The 17,932-nt window shown below is 64.9% G+C and carries 20 protein-coding genes; 9 read left to right on the top strand and 11 right to left on the bottom strand.

Annotated features, from left to right (window positions below):
- Positions 1 to 23 precede the first annotated feature (23 nt).
- The 6 genes from LB516_RS11365 to hrcA form a co-directional block, all read right to left on the bottom strand.
- Complete coding sequence (locus tag LB516_RS11365; RefSeq protein WP_224719562.1) at positions 24 to 650, bottom strand: glutathione S-transferase family protein; 627 nt, start codon at positions 648 to 650, stop codon at positions 24 to 26.
- A 308-nt stretch (positions 651 to 958) separates the two neighbouring features.
- Positions 959 to 1,939 carry a cysteine synthase A gene (cysK, locus tag LB516_RS11360; protein WP_140618137.1) on the bottom strand — a complete coding sequence of 327 codons (981 nt, stop codon included), beginning with the start codon at positions 1,937 to 1,939 and terminating at the stop codon, positions 959 to 961.
- Positions 1,940 to 2,116: 177 nt separating this feature from the next.
- Positions 2,117 to 2,734: a LysE family translocator gene (locus tag LB516_RS11355; RefSeq protein ID WP_015314790.1), complete on the bottom strand. Its 618-nt coding sequence runs from the start codon at positions 2,732 to 2,734 to the stop codon at positions 2,117 to 2,119.
- A 116-nt stretch (positions 2,735 to 2,850) separates the two neighbouring features.
- The gene (locus LB516_RS11350; RefSeq protein ID WP_224719561.1) at positions 2,851 to 4,215 is read right to left on the bottom strand and encodes a PQQ-dependent sugar dehydrogenase; all 1,365 of its coding nucleotides are present in this window, start codon (positions 4,213 to 4,215) and stop codon (positions 2,851 to 2,853) included.
- An 83-nt stretch (positions 4,216 to 4,298) separates the two neighbouring features.
- Positions 4,299 to 4,496: a hypothetical protein gene (locus LB516_RS11345; RefSeq protein WP_015314792.1), complete on the bottom strand. Its 198-nt coding sequence runs from the start codon at positions 4,494 to 4,496 to the stop codon at positions 4,299 to 4,301.
- A gap of 103 nt (positions 4,497 to 4,599) precedes the next feature.
- Entirely contained in the window at positions 4,600 to 5,682 is a 1,083-nt protein-coding gene (gene hrcA / locus LB516_RS11340) for a heat-inducible transcriptional repressor HrcA (protein ID WP_015314793.1), read from the bottom strand.
- 155 nt (positions 5,683 to 5,837) lie between these two features.
- Between hrcA and rph the strand changes: the two genes are divergently transcribed.
- The 9 genes from rph (at position 5,838) to LB516_RS11295 (ending at position 13,787) form a co-directional block, all read left to right on the top strand.
- Positions 5,838 to 6,554, top strand: coding sequence for a ribonuclease PH (gene rph / locus LB516_RS11335; protein ID WP_015314794.1), 717 nt, complete (start codon positions 5,838 to 5,840; stop codon positions 6,552 to 6,554).
- 183 nt (positions 6,555 to 6,737) lie between these two features.
- Positions 6,738 to 7,148 (top strand): VOC family protein, encoded by a 411-nt coding sequence (locus tag LB516_RS11330; protein WP_140719553.1) that lies wholly within the window; start codon positions 6,738 to 6,740, stop codon positions 7,146 to 7,148.
- Entirely contained in the window at positions 7,148 to 7,825 is a 678-nt protein-coding gene (gene rdgB, locus LB516_RS11325) for an RdgB/HAM1 family non-canonical purine NTP pyrophosphatase (RefSeq protein ID WP_015314796.1), read from the top strand. The genes LB516_RS11330 and rdgB overlap by 1 nt, the downstream gene beginning before the upstream one ends.
- Positions 7,822 to 9,000 carry a radical SAM family heme chaperone HemW gene (hemW, locus tag LB516_RS11320; protein ID WP_140618144.1) on the top strand — a complete coding sequence of 393 codons (1,179 nt, stop codon included), beginning with the start codon at positions 7,822 to 7,824 and terminating at the stop codon, positions 8,998 to 9,000. The genes rdgB and hemW overlap by 4 nt, the downstream gene beginning before the upstream one ends.
- 3 nt (positions 9,001 to 9,003) lie before the next feature.
- Positions 9,004 to 9,327, top strand: a complete 324-nt coding sequence (locus LB516_RS11315) for a low molecular weight protein tyrosine phosphatase family protein (RefSeq protein ID WP_015314798.1) — start codon at positions 9,004 to 9,006, stop codon at positions 9,325 to 9,327.
- 96 nt (positions 9,328 to 9,423) lie between these two features.
- The gene (locus LB516_RS11310; protein ID WP_224719560.1) at positions 9,424 to 10,395 is read left to right on the top strand and encodes a GlxA family transcriptional regulator; all 972 of its coding nucleotides are present in this window, start codon (positions 9,424 to 9,426) and stop codon (positions 10,393 to 10,395) included.
- A 148-nt stretch (positions 10,396 to 10,543) separates the two neighbouring features.
- Positions 10,544 to 11,848 carry a M24 family metallopeptidase gene (locus LB516_RS11305; protein WP_224719559.1) on the top strand — a complete coding sequence of 435 codons (1,305 nt, stop codon included), beginning with the start codon at positions 10,544 to 10,546 and terminating at the stop codon, positions 11,846 to 11,848.
- A 289-nt stretch (positions 11,849 to 12,137) separates the two neighbouring features.
- Positions 12,138 to 12,818: an isochorismatase family protein gene (locus tag LB516_RS11300; RefSeq protein WP_224585040.1), complete on the top strand. Its 681-nt coding sequence runs from the start codon at positions 12,138 to 12,140 to the stop codon at positions 12,816 to 12,818.
- An 18-nt stretch (positions 12,819 to 12,836) separates the two neighbouring features.
- Entirely contained in the window at positions 12,837 to 13,787 is a 951-nt protein-coding gene (locus LB516_RS11295; protein WP_224719558.1) for an alpha/beta hydrolase, read from the top strand.
- Between the two features lie 19 nt (positions 13,788 to 13,806).
- Here the strand turns inward: LB516_RS11295 and dnaQ are convergent, their stop codons facing one another.
- The 5 genes from dnaQ to LB516_RS11270 form a co-directional block, all read right to left on the bottom strand.
- The gene (gene dnaQ, locus LB516_RS11290; protein ID WP_015314803.1) at positions 13,807 to 14,535 is read right to left on the bottom strand and encodes a DNA polymerase III subunit epsilon; all 729 of its coding nucleotides are present in this window, start codon (positions 14,533 to 14,535) and stop codon (positions 13,807 to 13,809) included.
- A gap of 88 nt (positions 14,536 to 14,623) precedes the next feature.
- Positions 14,624 to 15,205, bottom strand: a complete 582-nt coding sequence (gene coaE, locus LB516_RS11285; protein WP_140712101.1) for a dephospho-CoA kinase — start codon at positions 15,203 to 15,205, stop codon at positions 14,624 to 14,626.
- The gene (locus tag LB516_RS11280; protein WP_224719557.1) at positions 15,202 to 16,059 is read right to left on the bottom strand and encodes a shikimate dehydrogenase; all 858 of its coding nucleotides are present in this window, start codon (positions 16,057 to 16,059) and stop codon (positions 15,202 to 15,204) included. The genes coaE and LB516_RS11280 overlap by 4 nt, the downstream gene beginning before the upstream one ends.
- Positions 16,052 to 16,651 (bottom strand): Maf-like protein, encoded by a 600-nt coding sequence (locus LB516_RS11275; protein WP_140660365.1) that lies wholly within the window; start codon positions 16,649 to 16,651, stop codon positions 16,052 to 16,054. The genes LB516_RS11280 and LB516_RS11275 overlap by 8 nt, the downstream gene beginning before the upstream one ends.
- A gap of 373 nt (positions 16,652 to 17,024) precedes the next feature.
- Positions 17,025 to 17,846: a pyruvate, water dikinase regulatory protein gene (locus tag LB516_RS11270; protein ID WP_140822968.1), complete on the bottom strand. Its 822-nt coding sequence runs from the start codon at positions 17,844 to 17,846 to the stop codon at positions 17,025 to 17,027.
- Between the last annotated feature and the right edge of the window lie 86 nt (positions 17,847 to 17,932).

Raw genomic sequence — 17,932 nt, 5'->3', positions numbered from 1 at the left:
GGCGGCCTTTCGGACCACCTCGTTCAGGCCGGCCACATCTCGTGCGACGTGTTGAGCGTCTTCATGAGCGGATGCTCGCGCAACCGCGCCCACAGGCATTCGATACCGGGCCAGGCCGCCCGCGCCATGTCGATGTCGGGATGCCAGGCCACCAGCATGACGAGATAGATGTCGGCCAGCGACATCTGATCGCCGGCGAGCCAGTCGCGGTTGCGCAAGGCTGTATCGACGACGGCAAACCCGCGGTCCATCTCGGCGACCGCCGCCTGTTTCACCGCCTTCGTGCCCTCGGCATCCGTCGTGTAGCGATGGGCGTAGTAGAGCCGCAGCATCGCCGGGTAGAGCACCGAGGACATGAACGCCATCCAGCGCAGGAACTCCGCGCGCGCCGGTTCATCGGCGGTCGGTGCCAGGCCGGCTTGCGGGTGGCGCTCGGCGAGCAGGATGCAGATCGCCGCCGATTCGGTGACCGAGCGTCCGTCCGGCAAGGTCAGCACCGGCACCTGGTTCAACGGGCTGATGGCGAGGAAGGCCGGATCGGGCGCCTCGCTCTTCGGCACGTCGATCTGCTGGAAAGGCGCATCGATCAGCGCCAGCGCCGCCTCGACGACAAAGCCGCCGCTGCCCGGACGCGTGTAGAGCTTGTACATGAAATCCTCCCCCGGCCCGAACCAGGGCGCGCTCGAGATTTGCACCGGAAGCAGGGGCTACTCAAGTCGGGTAAGGACTCCACGGCAGGTTTTTCAACGGGCCAGGCTCAGGACGCTAAACAAGCCACGCTAGCGGGCCAGCGCCCCCCTCTGTCCTGCCGGACATCTCCCCCTCAAGGGGGGAGATCGGATGTCACGAACGTTTTCGCCAATTTTTGGCGCTGAAGAAAGGACGCGGGGCTGAAACTGCCAATCTCCCCCCTTGAGGGCGCTGGCCCGCCAGCGCTGCTGTTCTTGGGTATCGAGGCCTAAGCCCCCAGCCCCTCGAACAGGATCGTCGACAGATACCGCTCGGCGAAATCGGGGATGACCACGACCAGGGTCTTGCCCTTGTTCTCTGGGCGCGAGCCGACGACGATGGCCGCCTGCAGGGCCGCGCCCGAGGAGATGCCGACCGGCACGCCTTCGAGGCGGGCGATGAGGCGCGCATTGGCGACCGAATCCTCGTTCGAGACCTTGACAATCTCGTCATAGACCGTGGTGTCGAGGATTTTTGGCGCGAAGCCGGCGCCGATGCCCTGGATCTTGTGCGGGCCGGGCTGGCCGCCCGACAGCACCGGCGAGGCATCCGGCTCGACGGCGACGACATGCAGCGCGGGCTTGCGCTTCTTCAAGACCTGGCCGACGCCGGTGATGGTGCCGCCAGTGCCGATGCCGGCGATGAAGATGTCGATCCCGCCCTGGGTGTCGTTCCAGATTTCCTCCGCCGTCGTCTTGCGATGGATCTCTGGATTGGCCGGGTTTTCGAACTGCTGCGGAATGATGGCGTTGGGGATCGTCGCGGCCAGTTCGTCGGCCTTGGCGATGGCGCCCTTCATGCCTTTCGGGCCTTCGGTCAGCACCAGCTCGGCGCCGAGCAGCGCCAGCATCTTGCGGCGCTCGACCGACATTGTCTCCGGCATGGTCAGGATCAGCTTGTAGCCCTTGGCGGCGGCGGCGAAGGCGAGCGCGATGCCAGTGTTGCCGGATGTCGGTTCGATCAGCGTGGTCTTGCCGGGGGCAATCTTGCCGGCCGCTTCCAGCGCCTCGATCATCGCTACGCCGATACGGTCCTTGACCGAGGCGATCGGATTGAAGAATTCGAGCTTGGCGACCAGATTGGCGACGATGCCCTTCTCCTTGGCGAACTTGTCGAGCCGTACCAGGGGCGTGTCGCCGATCGTGTCGGTGATGGAATCGTAGATGCGCCCGCGGCCGGGCACGCGGGCTGAAGTGACGGGCTTGTTCATTGGTTTCGCTCCCTGGATTTCAGGCAATTGGCAGTAGCCGACAGAATAGGGCTTTCAACCGCGCAAGATAGGCTGCGGCTGGAAAATATCCGAGTGGGGCGCGTGCTGAAAACGCCTGGCACTCGGAAAAGCATTTCCCGAAACAGCCGAAGTAGGGAATGGTTTGGCCGAAACGACCTACTGACGAGCGGCGATCGCCGCCGCCGCGCCAACCATGAAGGCGCCGGCGGTGCGGTTCAGCACCTTCAGCGCGCGCGGCGACTTCAGGAACCAGCGCGCCTTGGCCGCCAGCGCCAGGTAAGGCACCAGCACGACGAACAGAACGACGACCGTCAGCGCGACGAGAATGCCGTAATCGGCAAGCGCGATCGTCTTCAGGTCGACGATGGTCGGCGTGATGGCGAGGTAGAAGATCATCGTCTTGGGGTTGCCGAGCGTCACGGTGAGGCCGGCGACGAAGCTCGACAGCAAGCCGCCCTTTCCCTTCCTGGCTTCGATGGTTTCGGGTGTGATGCCGGCGGTCCAGAAGCGCCAGCCGAGAAAAGCCAGGTAGGCGACGCCGGCCCATTTGATGGCCAGGAAAACCATGCCGAATTCCTGCGCGACGAAGGCGAGGCCCAGCACCACGGCGGTCAGGTAGGTGAGATCGCCCAGCATGAGGCCGAAGGACATGGCCAGCGACGAGCGAAAGCCCGAGCCCAGCGCACGCGCGACCAACGCGGTGATGCCGGGGCCAGGAATGGCGGCGGCGATACCAAGAGCGGCGCTATAGGCGAGGAATCCGGTGAGGGTCATGGCGTTGGCGTCCAAGGGCGGTCGCGCCCCTTGTCGCATGAGGCGGCCTCCAGGAGAACGCCCTGAGCGCGAAATTCGCTTGCACCAGACGGCATGGCCCGGTTCGCAAGCAAGGATCAGGAGCGGTCGCCGCTATAAGTCACGCGCCAGATCGTGCCGTTGCCATCCTCGGAGACGATCAAGGATCCGTCGCCGGCCACCGCAACGCCGACCGGGCGGCCCCACACCTCGCCGTTCGAAACGACGAAGCCGGTCATGAAATCCTCGTATTCGCCGGTTGGCTTGCCGTCCTTGAACTTGAGCCGGACCACCTTGTAGCCGGTCCTGTTGCCGCGGTTCCACGAACCGTGCAGGGCAACGAAGGCGTCGCCTCGATACGCCTGGGGAAAGCCGGTGTCGGCGGGCAAATCCTTGCCATCGTAGAAGGCGATGTTGAGCGGCGCCGAATGCGCCTGCATCAGCACGTCGGGACTGTCAGCCTTGCCGGCGAGATCGGACCGCTCGCCCCTGTGGCGCGGGTCCTCATTGTCGCCGATATAATACCAGGGCCAGCCATAGAAGGCGCCTTCCCTGACCGATGTCGCGTATTCGGCGGGCACATTGTCGCCGAGCCCGTCGCGCTCGTTGACGACACACCATAGCGCGCCGGTCGCCGGCTGGACGGTCATGCCCGAACAGTTGCGCAAGCCGGTGGCGACTGTGCGGCCGTTCTTGCCGTCGGGATCGAAGGCCCGGACCTCGGCCCGGCCCGCCTCGGAACCCCAACTGGCGCCGAGCGGCTTAGCCTTGACCCAGGCGTCGAGCCCGCCCCTGGGCCTCTTGCCCATGTCCTCGGCGACATTCGAGCCGGAGCCGACGGAAAGATAAAGTGTCTTGCCGTCGGGCGAGAAGGCGATGTCGCGGGTCCAGTGGTGGGTCGAAGGAATGTCGGCGACGATGGTTTGCGGCTCGCCCGAGGCCTTCAGGTCGCCATTGCCGTAGGCAAAACGCACGATGCTGTCGCTGTTGGCGACGTAGACCCATTGCGGGTCCTTGCCCGGGGGATAGAAGGCAATGCCATAGGGCCGGTTGAGACCGCCGGCAAAGATGCTTTTCTCCGCGGCTTTCGCGCTGCCCTTCGCCAGGCGATAGACCCGAACCTGGTTGGCCTTGCTGTCGGCAACGAACAGGTCGCCGTTGGGTGCGATGCGCACGACGCGCGGATTGTCGATCCCCGAGGCGATCAACTCGGCCGAAAACCCCGGCGGCAAATGCGGCTTTGCGTCCGCCGGCATGTCGATCACGCCGGCGCTGTTGGAGGCGGATTTGGTGACATAGGGTTTCGGCAGGTCTTCCGGCTTGATCAGCCGGCGCACGCCGGGCCTGTCCGCCCGCCAGTCGCCGAAGGCGGCCGGGCCTTTGAGCACAGGCTGGTCAGCTTGCTGGGCGAGCGCCGCGGTCGTGACAAACAGTGCGGACAGCGCCAGTCCGGCCAATCGCATCACTTCCTCCAATCCGTCATGAAGGAAAGCAACGATCGGTTTGCCCGTGGGTTCCGTTCGCACGATGCGCAAAACTTCTCGGATCAGGTCCCGGCAGCGTAAAAATCGTCGTCCAGGCGTTTTTCCAATTCAACGAGATCGGCCGGCAATGGCAGGCCCATGGCGCGCATCTCGCGCAGTTTTTCGCGCAGCTGTTCCTGAATTTCGTGCTGGTCCTCCGGCTGGTTGACCATCTCCTCGAGCAGCAGACTGATCTGGGCCTTGAACGATTCCAGCGCCATTCTTTTTCTCCTTTGCAGCCTGTCTGGATTTACGGTCCCGCCAGGAAAGTCGTTCGCGGTCGAATTCCGGCATGGAAACCAAAGCAATAATTCCTCGGACTCCTTACCTCAGCATGCGGGAAATCAGCTGTGCCGTATAATCCACCATCGGCACGATGCGGGCATAGTTCAGCCTTGTCGGGCCGATGACGCCGAGCGCGCCGACGACGCGGGCGTCCTTGTCGCGATAGGGCGCCACCACCAGCGACGAGCCCGACAGCGAGAACAGCTTGTTTTCCGAGCCGATGAAGATGCGCACGCCCGATCCCTGCTCGGCGAGGTCGAGCAATTGGATCAGCCCGTCCTGCGTTTCCATGTCCTCGAACAGGTGGCGCAAGAGTTCGATGTCGGCCTGGGCGGTGACGTTTTCCAGCAGATTGGCGCGGCCGCGCACGATGAGCCGGGCCGGCAGGCCGCTTTCGGCGCCCGCCCACACCGCAAGCCCCTTCTCGACGAGGTCCTGCGACAGCGTGTCGAGGGCGGCTCTCGTCTCTTCCTTGATGCGGGCGATCTCGGTGCGCGCCTCGGCCAGCGTGCGGCCACGGATATGCGCATTGAGGAAATTCGAGGCCTCGTGCAGTTGCGAGACGGTGATGCCGGCGGGCAGCTCGACGACACGGTTTTCGACATCGCCATTCTGCGATACCAGCACGGCAAGCGCCTTGGTCGGCTCCAGCTGGATGAATTCGATATGCTTGAGCGCCACCTCGTTCTTGGCCGCCAGCACCAGGCCGGCGCCCCGCGACATGCCCGACAGCATCTGGCTGGCCTCGGTCAGCATATGCTCCAGCGTCGCGCCGGAGCCGGAGGCCCGCACCTGCGCCTCGATGGTGCGGCGCTCCTCGTCGGAGAGGTCGCCAAGCTCCATGAAGGCATCGACGAAGAAACGCAGGCCAGCCTGGGTTGGCAGGCGCCCGGCCGAGATGTGCGGCGCGTAGATCAGCCCGAGATGCTCGAGGTCGCTCATCACGTTGCGGATGGTGGCGGGCGACAGCGAGGACGGCAGGATGCGCGACAGGCTGCGCGAGCCCACGGGTTCGCCGTCCCGCAGATAGGAATCGACGATGCGCCGGAAGATGTCGCGCGAGCGCATGTCGAGCGACTGAAGAGCCAGCGACTGCGAGGCGGGATCGACTGCCTTGGTCATTCGGCTAAAAACCTCCGGTTCAAGGATATAGACTTCGGTGGGCCGCGCGCAACCCGGTGTCTGTGTCGGGTCACCGCCCCTTTTCCTTTGCGCCGTGCCCTGCATGCGTCTAAAAGCCGGCCACGATTCAAAAAAATGACAAGAAAGCAGGCCGAATGCGCCCCTCCAAACGCCAATTCGACGAAATGCGCGCCATATCCTTCGAGCGCGGCGTCTCCAAGCATGCCGAAGGCTCGTGCCTGGTGAAGTTCGGCGACACGCATGTCCTGTGCACCGCCAGCCTCGAGGAAAAGGTGCCTGGCTGGATGCGCAATTCCGGCAAGGGCTGGGTGACGGCCGAATATGGCATGCTGCCGCGCTCGACAGGCGAGCGCATGCGCCGCGAGGCCTCCGCCGGCAAGCAGGGCGGCCGCACGCTGGAGATTCAGCGGCTGATCGGCCGTTCGCTGCGCGCCGTGGTCGACCTGCAGGCGCTGGGCGAACAGCAGATCACCGTCGACTGCGACGTCATCCAGGCCGATGGCGGCACCCGCACCGCTTCGATCACCGGCGGCTGGGTGGCGCTGTATGACTGCCTGCGCTGGATGGAAGCGCGGCAGATGGCCAGTGTTTCGAAAGTGCTGAAGGATCATGTCGCGGCGATTTCCTGCGGCATCCATGACGGCCAGCCGGTCATCGATCTCGATTATATCGAGGATTCCTCGGCCGGCACCGACGCCAATTTCGTCATGACCGGCAAGGGCGGCATCGTCGAGATCCAGGGCACCGCCGAGGGCGAGCCCTTCTCCGAAGAGCAGTTCGCGGCCTTGATGGGCCTGGCCAAGAAGGGCATTTCCCGGTTGGTCAGCCTGCAGCAGATGGCGGTGGCTTAGTTTATTCATGCGGAGCCTGGGCGCCCCCCTCTGCCCTGCCGGGCATCTCCCCCGCAAGGGGGGAGATCGGATGTTGTCGAGAGCTTCGCCAATAATCAGCATAGAATACCACGAGCCGGCGCTCACGCCGCCAATCTCCCTCCTTGCGGGGGAGATGGCCGGCAGGCCAGAAGGGGGTGCCTCGTGACTCCCTCTGCCATTCTTGAATCCGCCCTCTATGTCACCGACCTCGCTGAAGCAGAGGTCTTCTACACCGATATCCTCGGCCTCACTCTCCTCGGCAAGGTTGACGGCCGCCACCTTTTCTTCCGCTGTGGCCCGGGCGTCCTGCTCGTCTTCAACGCCGAGGCGACCAGAATTCCGCCCGCGCCGGACGCAAGGCTGAAAGTGCCGCCGCACGGCACGGTCGGCGAAGGCCATCTGTGCTTTGCCGCGAGCGCCGCTGAAATCGAGCTTTGGAAAACCCATCTCTTGGCGAAGAAAATCGCCATCGAAAGCGAATTCGAATGGCCGCAAGGCGGCCGTTCGATCTATATACGCGACCCTTCGGGCAATTCGATCGAGTTCGCCGAGCCGAGAATCTGGGGCCTTTGATGCATTCGCCAAACCTCCATACGCTCGATGGCAAGAAGATCGTCGTCGCCAGCCACAATGAAGGCAAGCTGCGCGAATTCGCCGAGCTGATGGGACCGTTCGGCTTCGAGGCGAAATCAGCCAAGGCGTATGGCCTGCCCGAACCGGACGAAACCGGCACCACCTTCGAGGAAAACGCCTACATCAAGGCCTTTGCCGCCGCAAAGGCGACCGGCCTGCCGGCACTGTCGGACGATTCCGGCCTCTGCGTCGACGCGCTCGACGGCGCGCCCGGCGTCTATACCGCGAACTGGGCCGAGACTCCGGACGGTTCGCGCGATTTCGCCATGGCCATGCAGCGCACCGAAGTGGCGATGCAGGAAGTCGGCGCGGCCACGCCCGAACGGCGCACGGGCCGCTTTGTCGCCGTCATCTGCCTCGCCTTTCCCGACGGCGAGGCCGAATATTATCGCGGCGAGGCCGAGGGCACGCTGGTCTGGCCGCCGCGCGGCGAGCTCGGCTTCGGCTACGATCCGGTGTTTTTGCCCAATGGCTTCGACAAGACCTTCGGCGAGATGAGCGCGGAGGAAAAGCACGGCTGGAAACCCGGCCAGGCGACGGCGCTGTCGCACCGCGCCCGCGCCTTCCAGAAATTCGCCCAAGCCCGGCTTGGTTCGGTGAGGCCTGGCTCGGCATGATCGGACCCGGCACCACCATGGCGCTCGACCGCGGTCCCGGCTTCGGCGTCTACGTGCATTGGCCGTTCTGCGCCGCCAAGTGCCCGTATTGCGACTTCAACAGCCATGTCCGCCACCAGCCGGTCGACCAGGAGCGCTTCGCCGCCGCCTTCGAGGCCGAGTTGGCAACGATGCGCCAGCGCACCGGGCCACGCGAAGTGACCAGCATCTTCCTCGGCGGCGGCACGCCGTCGCTGATGAAGCCGGAAACCGTGGCCAGGGTTCTGGACGCCGTGGCCAGGAATTGGACAGTGCCTGACGGCATCGAGGTGACGCTCGAGGCCAACCCGTCCTCGGTCGAGGCGGAGCGGTTTCGCGGTTACCGCGCCGCCGGTGTCAACCGCGTCTCGCTCGGCGTGCAGGCGCTGAACGACAAGGATTTGCGCTTTCTCGGCCGGCTGCACAATGTAAGCGAAGCCTTGCACGCCATCGGGCTCGCGCGCGAAATCTTTCCGCGCCTGTCCTTCGACCTGATCTATGCGCGGCCTGGGCAGACGCCGGAGGATTGGCAGGCGGAACTCGAACAGGCGATCGGCCATGCCGCCGACCACCTGTCGCTCTACCAGCTGACCATCGAGGAAGGCACGCCCTTCCATGCGCTGCACGCGGCGAAGAAATTCGTCGTTCCCGACAACGACCACGCCGCCGATCTCTATGCACTGACGCAGGAAATCACGTCGGCGCACGGCCTGCCGGCCTACGAGATCTCCAACCACGCCAGGCCGGGGGCCGAGAGCCGGCACAATCTGACCTATTGGCGCTACGGCGAATATGTCGGCGTCGGCCCCGGCGCGCATGGCCGCTTCGTGGAGAACGGCCACCGTGTGGTGACCATCGCCGAACGGATGCCGGAGACCTGGGCCAATCTGGTCGAGGCCAAGGGCCATGGCATCACCGGCGGCGAGCTGCTGACGCGCTCCGAAGAGGCGGACGAATTTCTTTTGATGGGGCTGAGGCTCGCCGAAGGCATCGACCTCTCGCGCTACGAGGCCTTTTCCGGGCGCGAGCTGTCGAGCGCTCGGCTGTCGGTGCTGCAGGGCGAGGGGCTGGTGGCGCCGATCGGCAACGCGCGGCTGCGTGCCACGCCGGCCGGCATGATCGTGCTCGACGCCGTGGTCGCGGATTTGGCGCGCTAAACCTTGAAAAACGTCCTCTTCGTCTGCAGCCAGAACCGCTTGCGCAGCCCGACCGCCGAACAGGTGTTTTCCACGCGGCGCGACATCGAAGTCGCCTCGGCTGGCACCAATCATGACGCCGACACGCCGCTGACGCACGAACTCGTCGGCTGGGCGGACATCATCTTTGTCATGGAGAAAACCCACCGGACGAAACTGCGGAAGCAATTCAAGGCCAGCCTGAAGGCGGCCAAGGTGATCTGCCTCGATATCCCCGACGATTATGAATTCATGGACCCGGAGCTGATCGCGCTTCTGAAGGCGCGCGTGTCCCGGTATCTGGACTGAGCGCTTGCGTTCGCCCCTTCGCCTTCGGCCGAACACCGTTGACCCCGAAGCCCATCTGTCCGAATTGTAGCCCCGATCCTCCCGGCTCCGGACGTCATGGCCACGCGCGAACCACCCAAACCCACGGACGCCCCGCTCACCTTCGCAGTGCTGGTGTTCCCCGGCTTTCCGATGATGGCGTTCAGTTCCGTCATCGAGCCACTGCGCGCCGCCAACATACTGGCGAAGCGGGAATGCTACCGCTGGATCATCGTCGGGGCGACCCAAGGGACGGTCGAGGCCTCGAACGGCGTCGTCATCCAGCCAGGCTTTTACGCCGAGGCAGCGCCCAAGGTCGACCGCATCGTGGTCTGCTCGGGCGGCGACGCCGACCATCTCGTCGCCGAGGACGCCGCGAGCTGGATCCGCCGCAGCCTGCGCGCCGGCGCCCATATCGGCGCGGTCGCGGATGCGGCGTTCTTCCTCGCACGCGCTGGCCTGCTCGACGGCCATGCCTGCACCTTGCACTGGACCAGCCAGGCCGCCTTCACCGAGGCGTTCCCCAACATCGAGCTGCGCCGCGACCTCTACGTCATCGACCGCAAGCGTTTTACCTCGGCCGGCGGCGTCGGCAGCCTCGACATGATGCTGGAGATCGTCACCCGCGACTACGGCGCCGAACTTGCCGCGGGCGTCGCCGAGTGGTTCGTGCACAGCCAATTGCGCTCGAGCGTCGACCGCAAGCTGATGCCGCTCAGGCTGCGCACCGGCGTGCAGAACGAGCTGGTGCTGTCGGCCATCGCCATCATGGAAGACGCGGTGGAGGAGCGGCTCGGCATGGCCGAGCTGACGGCGAAGCTCGGCGTTTCCTCCGACAAGCTCGAACGCTCGTTCCGCTCCGAACTCGCCATCTCGCCCAACGGCTATTATCGACGGCTCAGGCTGAAACGCGCCGCCGACCTGCTGGCGCATTCGACGCTTGCCGTGCGCGACGTGGCGCTCGCCTGCGGCTTTGCCTCGATGTCGAGCTTTGCGCGGGCCTTTAGGGAGGAGCATGGGCATGCGCCGAAGCTGGCGAGACGGCATTAGTCTTTCAGCGCGCGCAATCGCGGATGCTGCCTCGCCAGCATCTTTCATAAGCCAGCGGCATTCCGCACAGCCCACGCGGTTTTCGGCACAATTCCCCTGCTTCTCCTGCGCCATGGTCAAACCTTGCAACCACCCAAGGCCAGACACCATGAGCATCGTCGTTTTCGACCCCGACAGCACCGAGGACGTCGACTTCAAGGATCGCATGCGCCACCCGGCGGCGGCCGATCCGGCCGGCGGCATGTGGCTGTCGGACACCGAGCCGTCCTTCATCGATGCGGATGCCCTGCGAAAAGGCCGGCTGGCGAAACTGCGCGGCTGGATGCGCGAGGCCGGCTATGGCGGCGTCGTTTTGTTCGACCCCTACAACCAGCGCTACGCCACCGGCTCGCGCAACATGTTCGGCTATTTCCTGCGCAATTCGACCCGCTATTTTTTCATTCCGGCCGACGGGCCGATCGTGCTGTTCGAATATCCGCAGAGCTACCATGTCTCGATGGTGCTCGACACGATCGACGAGGCGCGTCCTTCGAAGCTCGTCTGGTCTTCCGTGTCGGGCCGCGACGACGAAACCGCCGGCCCCTTCGCCGACGAGATCGCCGAACTCTTGAGAAAGCACGGCGGCGGCTCGATGAAGCTCGGGCTCGACCGCTGCAGCCATCTGCAGGCCCTGGCGCTGGAAAAGCGCGGCTGCGAGGTTCGCGATTGCCAGGGCGAAATTCTCGCCGTGCGCGCGGTGAAGACGCCCGAGGAAGTCAAATGCCTGCAGGTGTCGATGGCGGGCGCCGAAGCCGCCGTCTATGCGGTGCGCGAGGCGATCAAGCCCGGCGTTTCCGAAAACGATCTGTTCGCCATCATGTATGGCGAGGTCATCCGCCAGGGTGGCGAATTCATCGAGACGCGGCTCTTGACCTCGGGCCAGCGCACCAATCCGTGGTTCAACGAGGCCAGCGGCCGCAAGATCAGGCCCGGCGAATTGCTGGCGCTCGATACCGACACGATCGGCTGTTACGGTTATTATTCGGATTTTTCCCGCACCTTCCGCTGCGGGCCGGGCAGACCGACGCCTTATCAGAAATCGCTCTACCGCATGGCGCACGATCAGGTTCAGCACAATATTTCGATCGTGAAGCCCGGCATGGCATTCCGCGAGATCGCCGAGAAGGCGTGGAAAATTCCGGACCGCTTCGTCGACCAGCGCTACACCTCGGTCATGCACGGCGTCGGCATGCATGGCGAGACACCATTCATCGCGCATGCCATGGATTACGAGACCTATGGCCGCGACGGCCATATCGTGCCAGGCATGGTGGTGAGCGTGGAAAGCTATATTGGCGAGAAGGGCGGCCGCGAAGGCGTCAAGCTGGAGGACGAAATCCTGATCACCGAGACCGGCACCGAGCTTCTGTCGCGCTTTCCCTATGAGGATGAGTTTCTGGAGAAAGAGATTTGATGGTGGTCTCCGCCGCTGGCCTACACGCGGTACTGCCAGCATTAGAGATTAGCCGCCACGCCTCTCGCTTCGTCATCCTAGGGCGGAGCAAGGTGCGAAGCGACGCGGCGCAGACCCTAGGATCCGCTCCGCTGCATCCTTCGACAAACATCACGGCATGGATTCCAGGGTCTTCGCGACGCCGCTTCGCGGCTGCTGCGCCCTGGAATGACGAAGTCGCGGGGCCTTTTCGGACAATCGTCCAAGCCTGCGCCAGCAGAGAAACAGCGTCAGCCGGAAAACCCTCCGCATGAAAGCCCCCATTTCCATCCGCCCCGACACGGTGGCCGCTGTGTTCATCGACCTGCAGGAAGAGCACCGGCGGGACAAGCGCTACCTTGTCGAGGGCTATGAAAAGATCCTCGGCAACGTCCAGCGCCTGCAGGCGGCGGCGCGTCAAAACCATGTGCCGCTTCATCACTGGGCCTATATCGTCGATCTCGACAGCCAGGACCGGCCCTTTCATCCGGTCGGCGAAGACGGCAAGTCGGCCTTTTCCGACAAGAGCGACCCGCTGACCGAAATCTGCCACGAGGTGGCGCCGGCGAATGGCGAGGCGCTGCTGATCAAGGCCGAGGCCAGCGCCTTCCGCTCCGGTCCGGCTGGCGACCGGCTCAAGGCTTCCGGCATCGAATGGCTCGTCATGGCTGGCGTGTGGACCGAGGCCTGCATCGACGCGTCGGTCAGGGATGCCGTGGCAAGGGGCTTTCGCGTGCTTTTGGTCAAGGATGCCTGCGGCAGCGGCAGCGCGGCCATGCACCAGACCGGCATCCTCAACCTTGCCAACCGGCTCTATGGCGGCGCGGTTACCGACACCGACGGCGCCTGCCGGCTACTGGCCGGCGAGCCGGTCACCGTCTGGCAGGTCGAAGGCTCGGTACCCCTGCGCTTCACTTTTGAAAACGCCGCCCGTCTCTATGCCGAGCTTTGACCTGCCCCTCGGATTGAAATGACCAGCCGCGGCAAATATGGACCATGGCTCGACCCGGCGCTCTGGGCCTATATCGACAGCGTCAACGCCTGGTACCCGCCGGAGATCGCCGGCCTGCCCATCGACAAGCAGCGCGCGGTCTATGCGAGGATGTGCCGGGCCTTCCACCAGGGCCGTCCGCCCGGGGTCAAGGCCACCGACAGCCTGGTCGCCGCTTCGAACCATGATATCCCGGTCCGCCGTTACCGGCTCGCCGGCGCCACACCGCGCGCGACAGTGCTCTATTTCCACGGCGGCGGTTTCATCCTCGGCGGGCTCGAAAGCCATGACGACATCTGCGCCGAAATCTGTGCCGGCACCGGCTTCGACGTTGTGTCGGTCGATTACCGGCTGGCGCCTGAGCATCTCCACCCCGCCGCCTTCGACGATGCGCTGGTGGCTTTCGAATGGGCGGCGGCGACCAGCGAGCCGCCGCTCGTGCTCTGCGGTGAAAGTGCGGGCGGCAATCTGGCGGCGGCGGTGGCACAGGCCACGCGTCGCCATCCGCGCGCCGCGATCGGCCAGGTGCTGATCTATCCCGACCTCGGCGGCAACGAGGCGATCGGCTCCTACGTGGAACACGCCGATGCGCCGCTGCTGTCGACAAGCGACGCCGCCTTCTACCGCGACGTCCGCTCGGCCCGGAAGCAATCGCCCGGCGATCCGACCTTCTCGCCGCTGCGCGACCGCGACTTTTCCGGCCTGCCGCCGACGGTGATCATCACGGCCGAATGCGATCCGCTGTCGTCGGACGGCGAAGTCTATCGCGACCATATCCTGGAGGCCGGCGGCAAGGCCTGGTGGCACGAGGAGCCCCGCCTCGTGCACAGTTTCCTGCGCGCCCGCACGACCGTGCCGGCCGCTGCGGAGGCTTTTGCGCGCATCATTGCGGCCGCTGCCGCGCTGGGCCGGGGGGAATGGCCGTACTGAGGCCGCTCCTCGGATGGCTTTATGAGGACAGCGCCTGGGCTGCTTCCTGGGGGGAGGCTTTCAGCCACAGCGCCTTTTCGCCCAGCGTCGCGACCATGGCGGCGTGCGCGGCGCGCTCCGCTTCGGTCAGGCGGGGCAGCAGCGGCGCCGGACGCTCGGCAACGATGATCTCAATATGCCTGACATTGTTGCCGCCCTGGGCCGGCGCGGTGGCGCTGTCGAGGATCAATGCGGCCTGCTTGCCGCCGATCAGCTCGATATAGACTTCTGCCAACAATTCGGAATCGAGCAGGGCGCCGTGCTTGGTGCGCTTGGTGTTGTCGATGCCGTAGCGCCGGCACAGCGCGTCGAGCGAATTGGGTCCCATCGGGTGCTTGCGGCGCGCCAGGGCCAGCGTGTCGACGACAAGCCCGTTATCGACAGGCGGGTGGCCAAGCCGCCCGAATTCGACATTGAGGAAGCCGATATCGAAGGTGGCGTTGTGGGCGACCAGCTTGGCGCCTTCCGTGAATTTCAGCCATTCCTCGGCAATTTCGGCGAAGCTCGGCTTGCCCGCGAGATCGGCCGCGCTGATGCCGTGCACGGACTGCGCCTCGGCATGGATCGCGCGGCCTTGCGGGTTGATATAATGATGGAAGGTCCTGCCGGTCGGAAAGCGATTGACCAGCTCGACGCCGCCAAGCTCGATCACGCGGTCGTCGCGCGAATCGAGGCCGGTGGTTTCCGTATCGAAAATGATCTCACGCATCGAATCAGGTCGCTCCTGGGAGGAGAATCGCCAGACCGGAACAAAATGGCAATGGGCAATGCTGACGGCCTGCCGTCAGGAGCCCGACTTATCCCTTGATTTCGGCAACAATCGAAGCAACCGCCGCACGCGCGGCGGCCAGCCCCTCGCCGGTGTCGATGACGAAATCGGCCAGCCGGCGCTTTTCGGCATCCGGCACCTGCCTGGCCAGAATCGACGCCAGTTTTTCCTCGCTCATGCCGGGCCGCGCCAGCACGCGTTGGCGCTGGACTTCGGCCGGCGCCGTCACCAAGACGACCTTGTCGACGCGGCCACGGCCGCCGGTTTCGAACAGCAGCGGGATGTCGAGGACCACGAGCGATTCGCCCGCTTCACGATGCCTGGCCAGGAAGGCATCGGCATCGGCACGGACCAGCGGGTGGATGATGGCTTCGAGTTTTTTCAGCGCCGCGGCATCGCCGAGCACGCGAGCGCCGAGTTTTGCGCGGTCAACGCTTCCGCCAACCGTGGTGCCGGGAAAGGCGGCCTCGACCAGCGGGGCCGCCTTGCCGGCATAGAGGCGGTGCACCGTCTCGTCGGAATCATGCACCGGAACGCCTGCCTCGGCGAACATCCTGGCCGTGGTCGACTTGCCCATGCCGATCGAGCCGGTAAGGCCGAGCACGATCATGATTTCGGCACCGGAGATTTGGGCACTAGATCGGCAACGATGAGTGCGCGCAGTTCAGCCGTCACCTTCGGCCTGACGCCGAACCAGCGTTCGAAGCCGGGCACCGCCTGGTTGAGCAGCATGCCGAGCCCGTCGACCGTCTTCAGCCCCCGTGCCCGCGCGGCAGCGAGCAGTGGGGTCTCGAGCGGCACATAGACGATGTCGTTGACCACGGCGTGGGCGGGCAGACCCCTGGGGTCGGCGGCCAGATCCCCGTTGCCCTGCATGCCCAGCGCCGTGGTGTTGACCAGCAGGCCGGCGTCGCGCAGCAATTCGCCGGTCGCCGCCAGGGAATGCGCGGACACCCCGGCGCCAAAGCGGTCGCGCAATTCGATTGCCCGGGCGAGCGTGCGATTGACGATGCGGATATCACGGAGGCCGCGCGCCTTCAGCGCATGGATCACGGCACGGGCGGCCCCCCCGGCACCCAGCACCACGGCAGGGCCATTGGCCGCCCAGCCCGGAGCGTGGTCGTCGAGATTGGCGGCAAAGCCGTGGCCGTCGGTGTTGCCGCCCCACAAAGTGCCGTCCTCGAACCAGAGCGTGTTGACGGCGCCGATCTCGTCGGCCGCATGGTCGCGGCGCGCGACCCCGGCGAAAGCCGCCTCCTTGTGCGGGATGGTTACGTTGCCGCCGCGATAACCGTTCGCCTGCAGCGTCGCCAGGAATTCGGCGAAGTTTTCGGGCGCCACATCGATCGCCTGATAACTGCCATCAATGCCATGCTTGGCCAACCAGTGACCGTGGATCATCGGCGAGCGCGAATGTTTTATGGGGTGGCCGGTGACGAAGGCCTTTTTCGAGGTTTCAGCCATCGATGGCTCCCAGTGCGCGCAGTTCCGCCAGCAACGGCAGCAGCGGCAGGCCGACAATGGTAAAATGGTCGCCTTCGATTTTTTCGAACAGCTGGATGCCTTCGCCCTCGACCTGGTAGGCGCCGACACTCGACAATGCCTTGACGCCGACCCGGGCCAGATGCCGGCCGATGAAGGCGGGGTCGAGCTTGCGCATGGTCATTGAGGCGATGCCGACATGGCGCCACAGCACCTTGCCGTCGCGCACCAGAACGGCGGCGCTGTTGAGCTGATGGGTCTTGCCCGACAACGCCAGGAGATGGCGGCGCGCGCCCTCCATGTCGGCCGGCTTGTGGAACACCTCGTCACCCAAGGACAGCGTCTGGTCGCAGCCAAGCACCAGCGCCCCGGGCCGGCGCTCGCTGACTTCGGTGGCCTTGGCTTCGGCGAGCACCAGGGCGACGTCCTCGGGCGAGGCGCCGCTGTCCTGCAACGGCGCCTCGAGCGCCCGCTCGTCCAGCGTCGCGGGAACCGCCTCGATGTCGACACCGGCATCGACCAGCATCGCCTTGCGGAACGGACTGCCTGAAGCGAGGATGATTTTTTCTGTCATGATCTTTCGCCTGTTACCCGTCGTTGAGTTGCTGGCTGGGTGGGACGCTAGCGGCCGCCGCACCCCTTGGCCACTGTAACGGCATGGATCCTAGGGTCTGCGCGACGGAGCTTCGCTCCTGCTTCGCCCTAGGATGACGAATGCATTGCGATCCACGGCTAATCTCAACGGCCGGAGATTTGCAGTTGTGTCGCCGCATAAGAAGTGACGATGCTGGCAAGTCACAAACCTTCGAGATTAGCCGGGACAATCATCCCTTCGTCATCCTAGGGCGAAGCAAGGAGCGAAGCGACGCGGCGCAGACCCTAGGATCCATGCCGTGACCTTTCGAAACACGCAGCGGTTCTGTTGGCAGGTTGGCGCACGGTTCCAATTATCTGTTCTTCCCCCGCAGGGCAACGATCGCCGCCGCCGTTTCCTCGATCGAGCGGCGGCTGACGTCGATCATCGGCCAGCCATGGCGGGTGCAGATCTGGCGGGCATAGGCGAGTTCCTCGTTGATGGCGGCGCGGTCGACATACTCGGTTGGCACATAGGTGCTCGAATTGCCGAGGATGCGGTTCTGGCGCACATGCGAGATGCGCTCGGCGGTGGCGATCAGCCCGACGACCAGCGGCGCCCTGGCGTTGATCAGGCTTTCTGGCACCGGCACGCCGAGCACGATCGGGATATTGGCGGTCTTGATGCCGCGGTTGGCGAGATAGATGCTGGTCGGCGTCTTCGAGGTGCGCGATATGCCGATCAGCACGACATCAGCGTCATCCATGTTTGCCGGCAGCTGTCCGTCATCATGGTCCATGGTGAAGTTGAGCGCATCGATGCGCCGGAAATATTCGGCGTCGAGCACATGCTGGGCGCCGACGCGGCGGCCGGCCGGCGTCCCGAGATAGGACTGGAAGACCGTCAGCACTGGCTCCAGCACGGACACGCAGGGCAGGCCCATGGCCGCGCAGCGTTCGTCGATGCCGCGTGCCAGCTTCTGGTCGACCACCGTGTAGAGGATGATGCCAGGCTCCTCCTCTATGTCCTCGAACACCTTGGCTATCTGCTTTTCGGTGCGGATGAGCGGATAGATGTGCTCGATGGCCCGTGCATCCTTGTATTGCGCTGAAGCCGCGCGGCCGGCGGCGAGCAGGGTTTCGCCCGTGGCATCGGAAATCAGATGCAGGTGGAAGAAGCTCTGGGGTTTGTTCACAGGGATCACCTGGGGCTGTGGGCGGATGTGGATAAGATCGGACGGGCCGACGGGCCGGCCGGAGGCGACTGTATCAGATGCCGGTT

It is taken from the genome of Mesorhizobium sp. CO1-1-7 (genome assembly GCF_020164885.1).
Taxonomy (GTDB): Bacteria; Pseudomonadota; Alphaproteobacteria; order Rhizobiales; family Rhizobiaceae; genus Mesorhizobium; species Mesorhizobium australicum.
The sequence above is the reverse complement of the archived record's forward strand: the minus strand, read 5'-3'. Positions and strand labels throughout refer to the sequence as shown.

What these genes read in the sequence shown, in the direction of transcription:
- coaE (WP_140712101.1), bottom strand. Translation starts at nt 15,205, where the DNA reads ATGATCGTGCTCGGCCTTACCGGCTCGATCGGCATGGGCAAGTCGACC.
- LB516_RS11365 (WP_224719562.1), bottom strand. Translation starts at nt 650, where the DNA reads ATGTACAAGCTCTACACGCGTCCGGGCAGCGGCGGCTTTGTCGTCGAG.
- rph (WP_015314794.1), top strand. Translation starts at nt 5,838, where the DNA reads ATGCGCCCCTCCAAACGCCAATTCGACGAAATGCGCGCCATATCCTTC.
- hemW (WP_140618144.1), top strand. Translation starts at nt 7,822, where the DNA reads ATGATCGGACCCGGCACCACCATGGCGCTCGACCGCGGTCCCGGCTTC.
- LB516_RS11355 (WP_015314790.1), bottom strand. Translation starts at nt 2,734, where the DNA reads ATGACCCTCACCGGATTCCTCGCCTATAGCGCCGCTCTTGGTATCGCC.
- rdgB (WP_015314796.1), top strand. Translation starts at nt 7,148, where the DNA reads ATGCATTCGCCAAACCTCCATACGCTCGATGGCAAGAAGATCGTCGTC.
- hrcA (WP_015314793.1), bottom strand. Translation starts at nt 5,682, where the DNA reads ATGACCAAGGCAGTCGATCCCGCCTCGCAGTCGCTGGCTCTTCAGTCG.
- LB516_RS11300 (WP_224585040.1), top strand. Translation starts at nt 12,138, where the DNA reads ATGAAAGCCCCCATTTCCATCCGCCCCGACACGGTGGCCGCTGTGTTC.
- cysK (WP_140618137.1), bottom strand. Translation starts at nt 1,939, where the DNA reads ATGAACAAGCCCGTCACTTCAGCCCGCGTGCCCGGCCGCGGGCGCATC.
- LB516_RS11275 (WP_140660365.1), bottom strand. Translation starts at nt 16,651, where the DNA reads ATGACAGAAAAAATCATCCTCGCTTCAGGCAGTCCGTTCCGCAAGGCG.
- LB516_RS11345 (WP_015314792.1), bottom strand. Translation starts at nt 4,496, where the DNA reads ATGGCGCTGGAATCGTTCAAGGCCCAGATCAGTCTGCTGCTCGAGGAG.
- LB516_RS11295 (WP_224719558.1), top strand. Translation starts at nt 12,837, where the DNA reads ATGACCAGCCGCGGCAAATATGGACCATGGCTCGACCCGGCGCTCTGG.
- LB516_RS11350 (WP_224719561.1), bottom strand. Translation starts at nt 4,215, where the DNA reads ATGCGATTGGCCGGACTGGCGCTGTCCGCACTGTTTGTCACGACCGCG.
- LB516_RS11280 (WP_224719557.1), bottom strand. Translation starts at nt 16,059, where the DNA reads ATGGCTGAAACCTCGAAAAAGGCCTTCGTCACCGGCCACCCCATAAAA.
- LB516_RS11305 (WP_224719559.1), top strand. Translation starts at nt 10,544, where the DNA reads ATGAGCATCGTCGTTTTCGACCCCGACAGCACCGAGGACGTCGACTTC.
- LB516_RS11310 (WP_224719560.1), top strand. Translation starts at nt 9,424, where the DNA reads ATGGCCACGCGCGAACCACCCAAACCCACGGACGCCCCGCTCACCTTC.
- dnaQ (WP_015314803.1), bottom strand. Translation starts at nt 14,535, where the DNA reads ATGCGTGAGATCATTTTCGATACGGAAACCACCGGCCTCGATTCGCGC.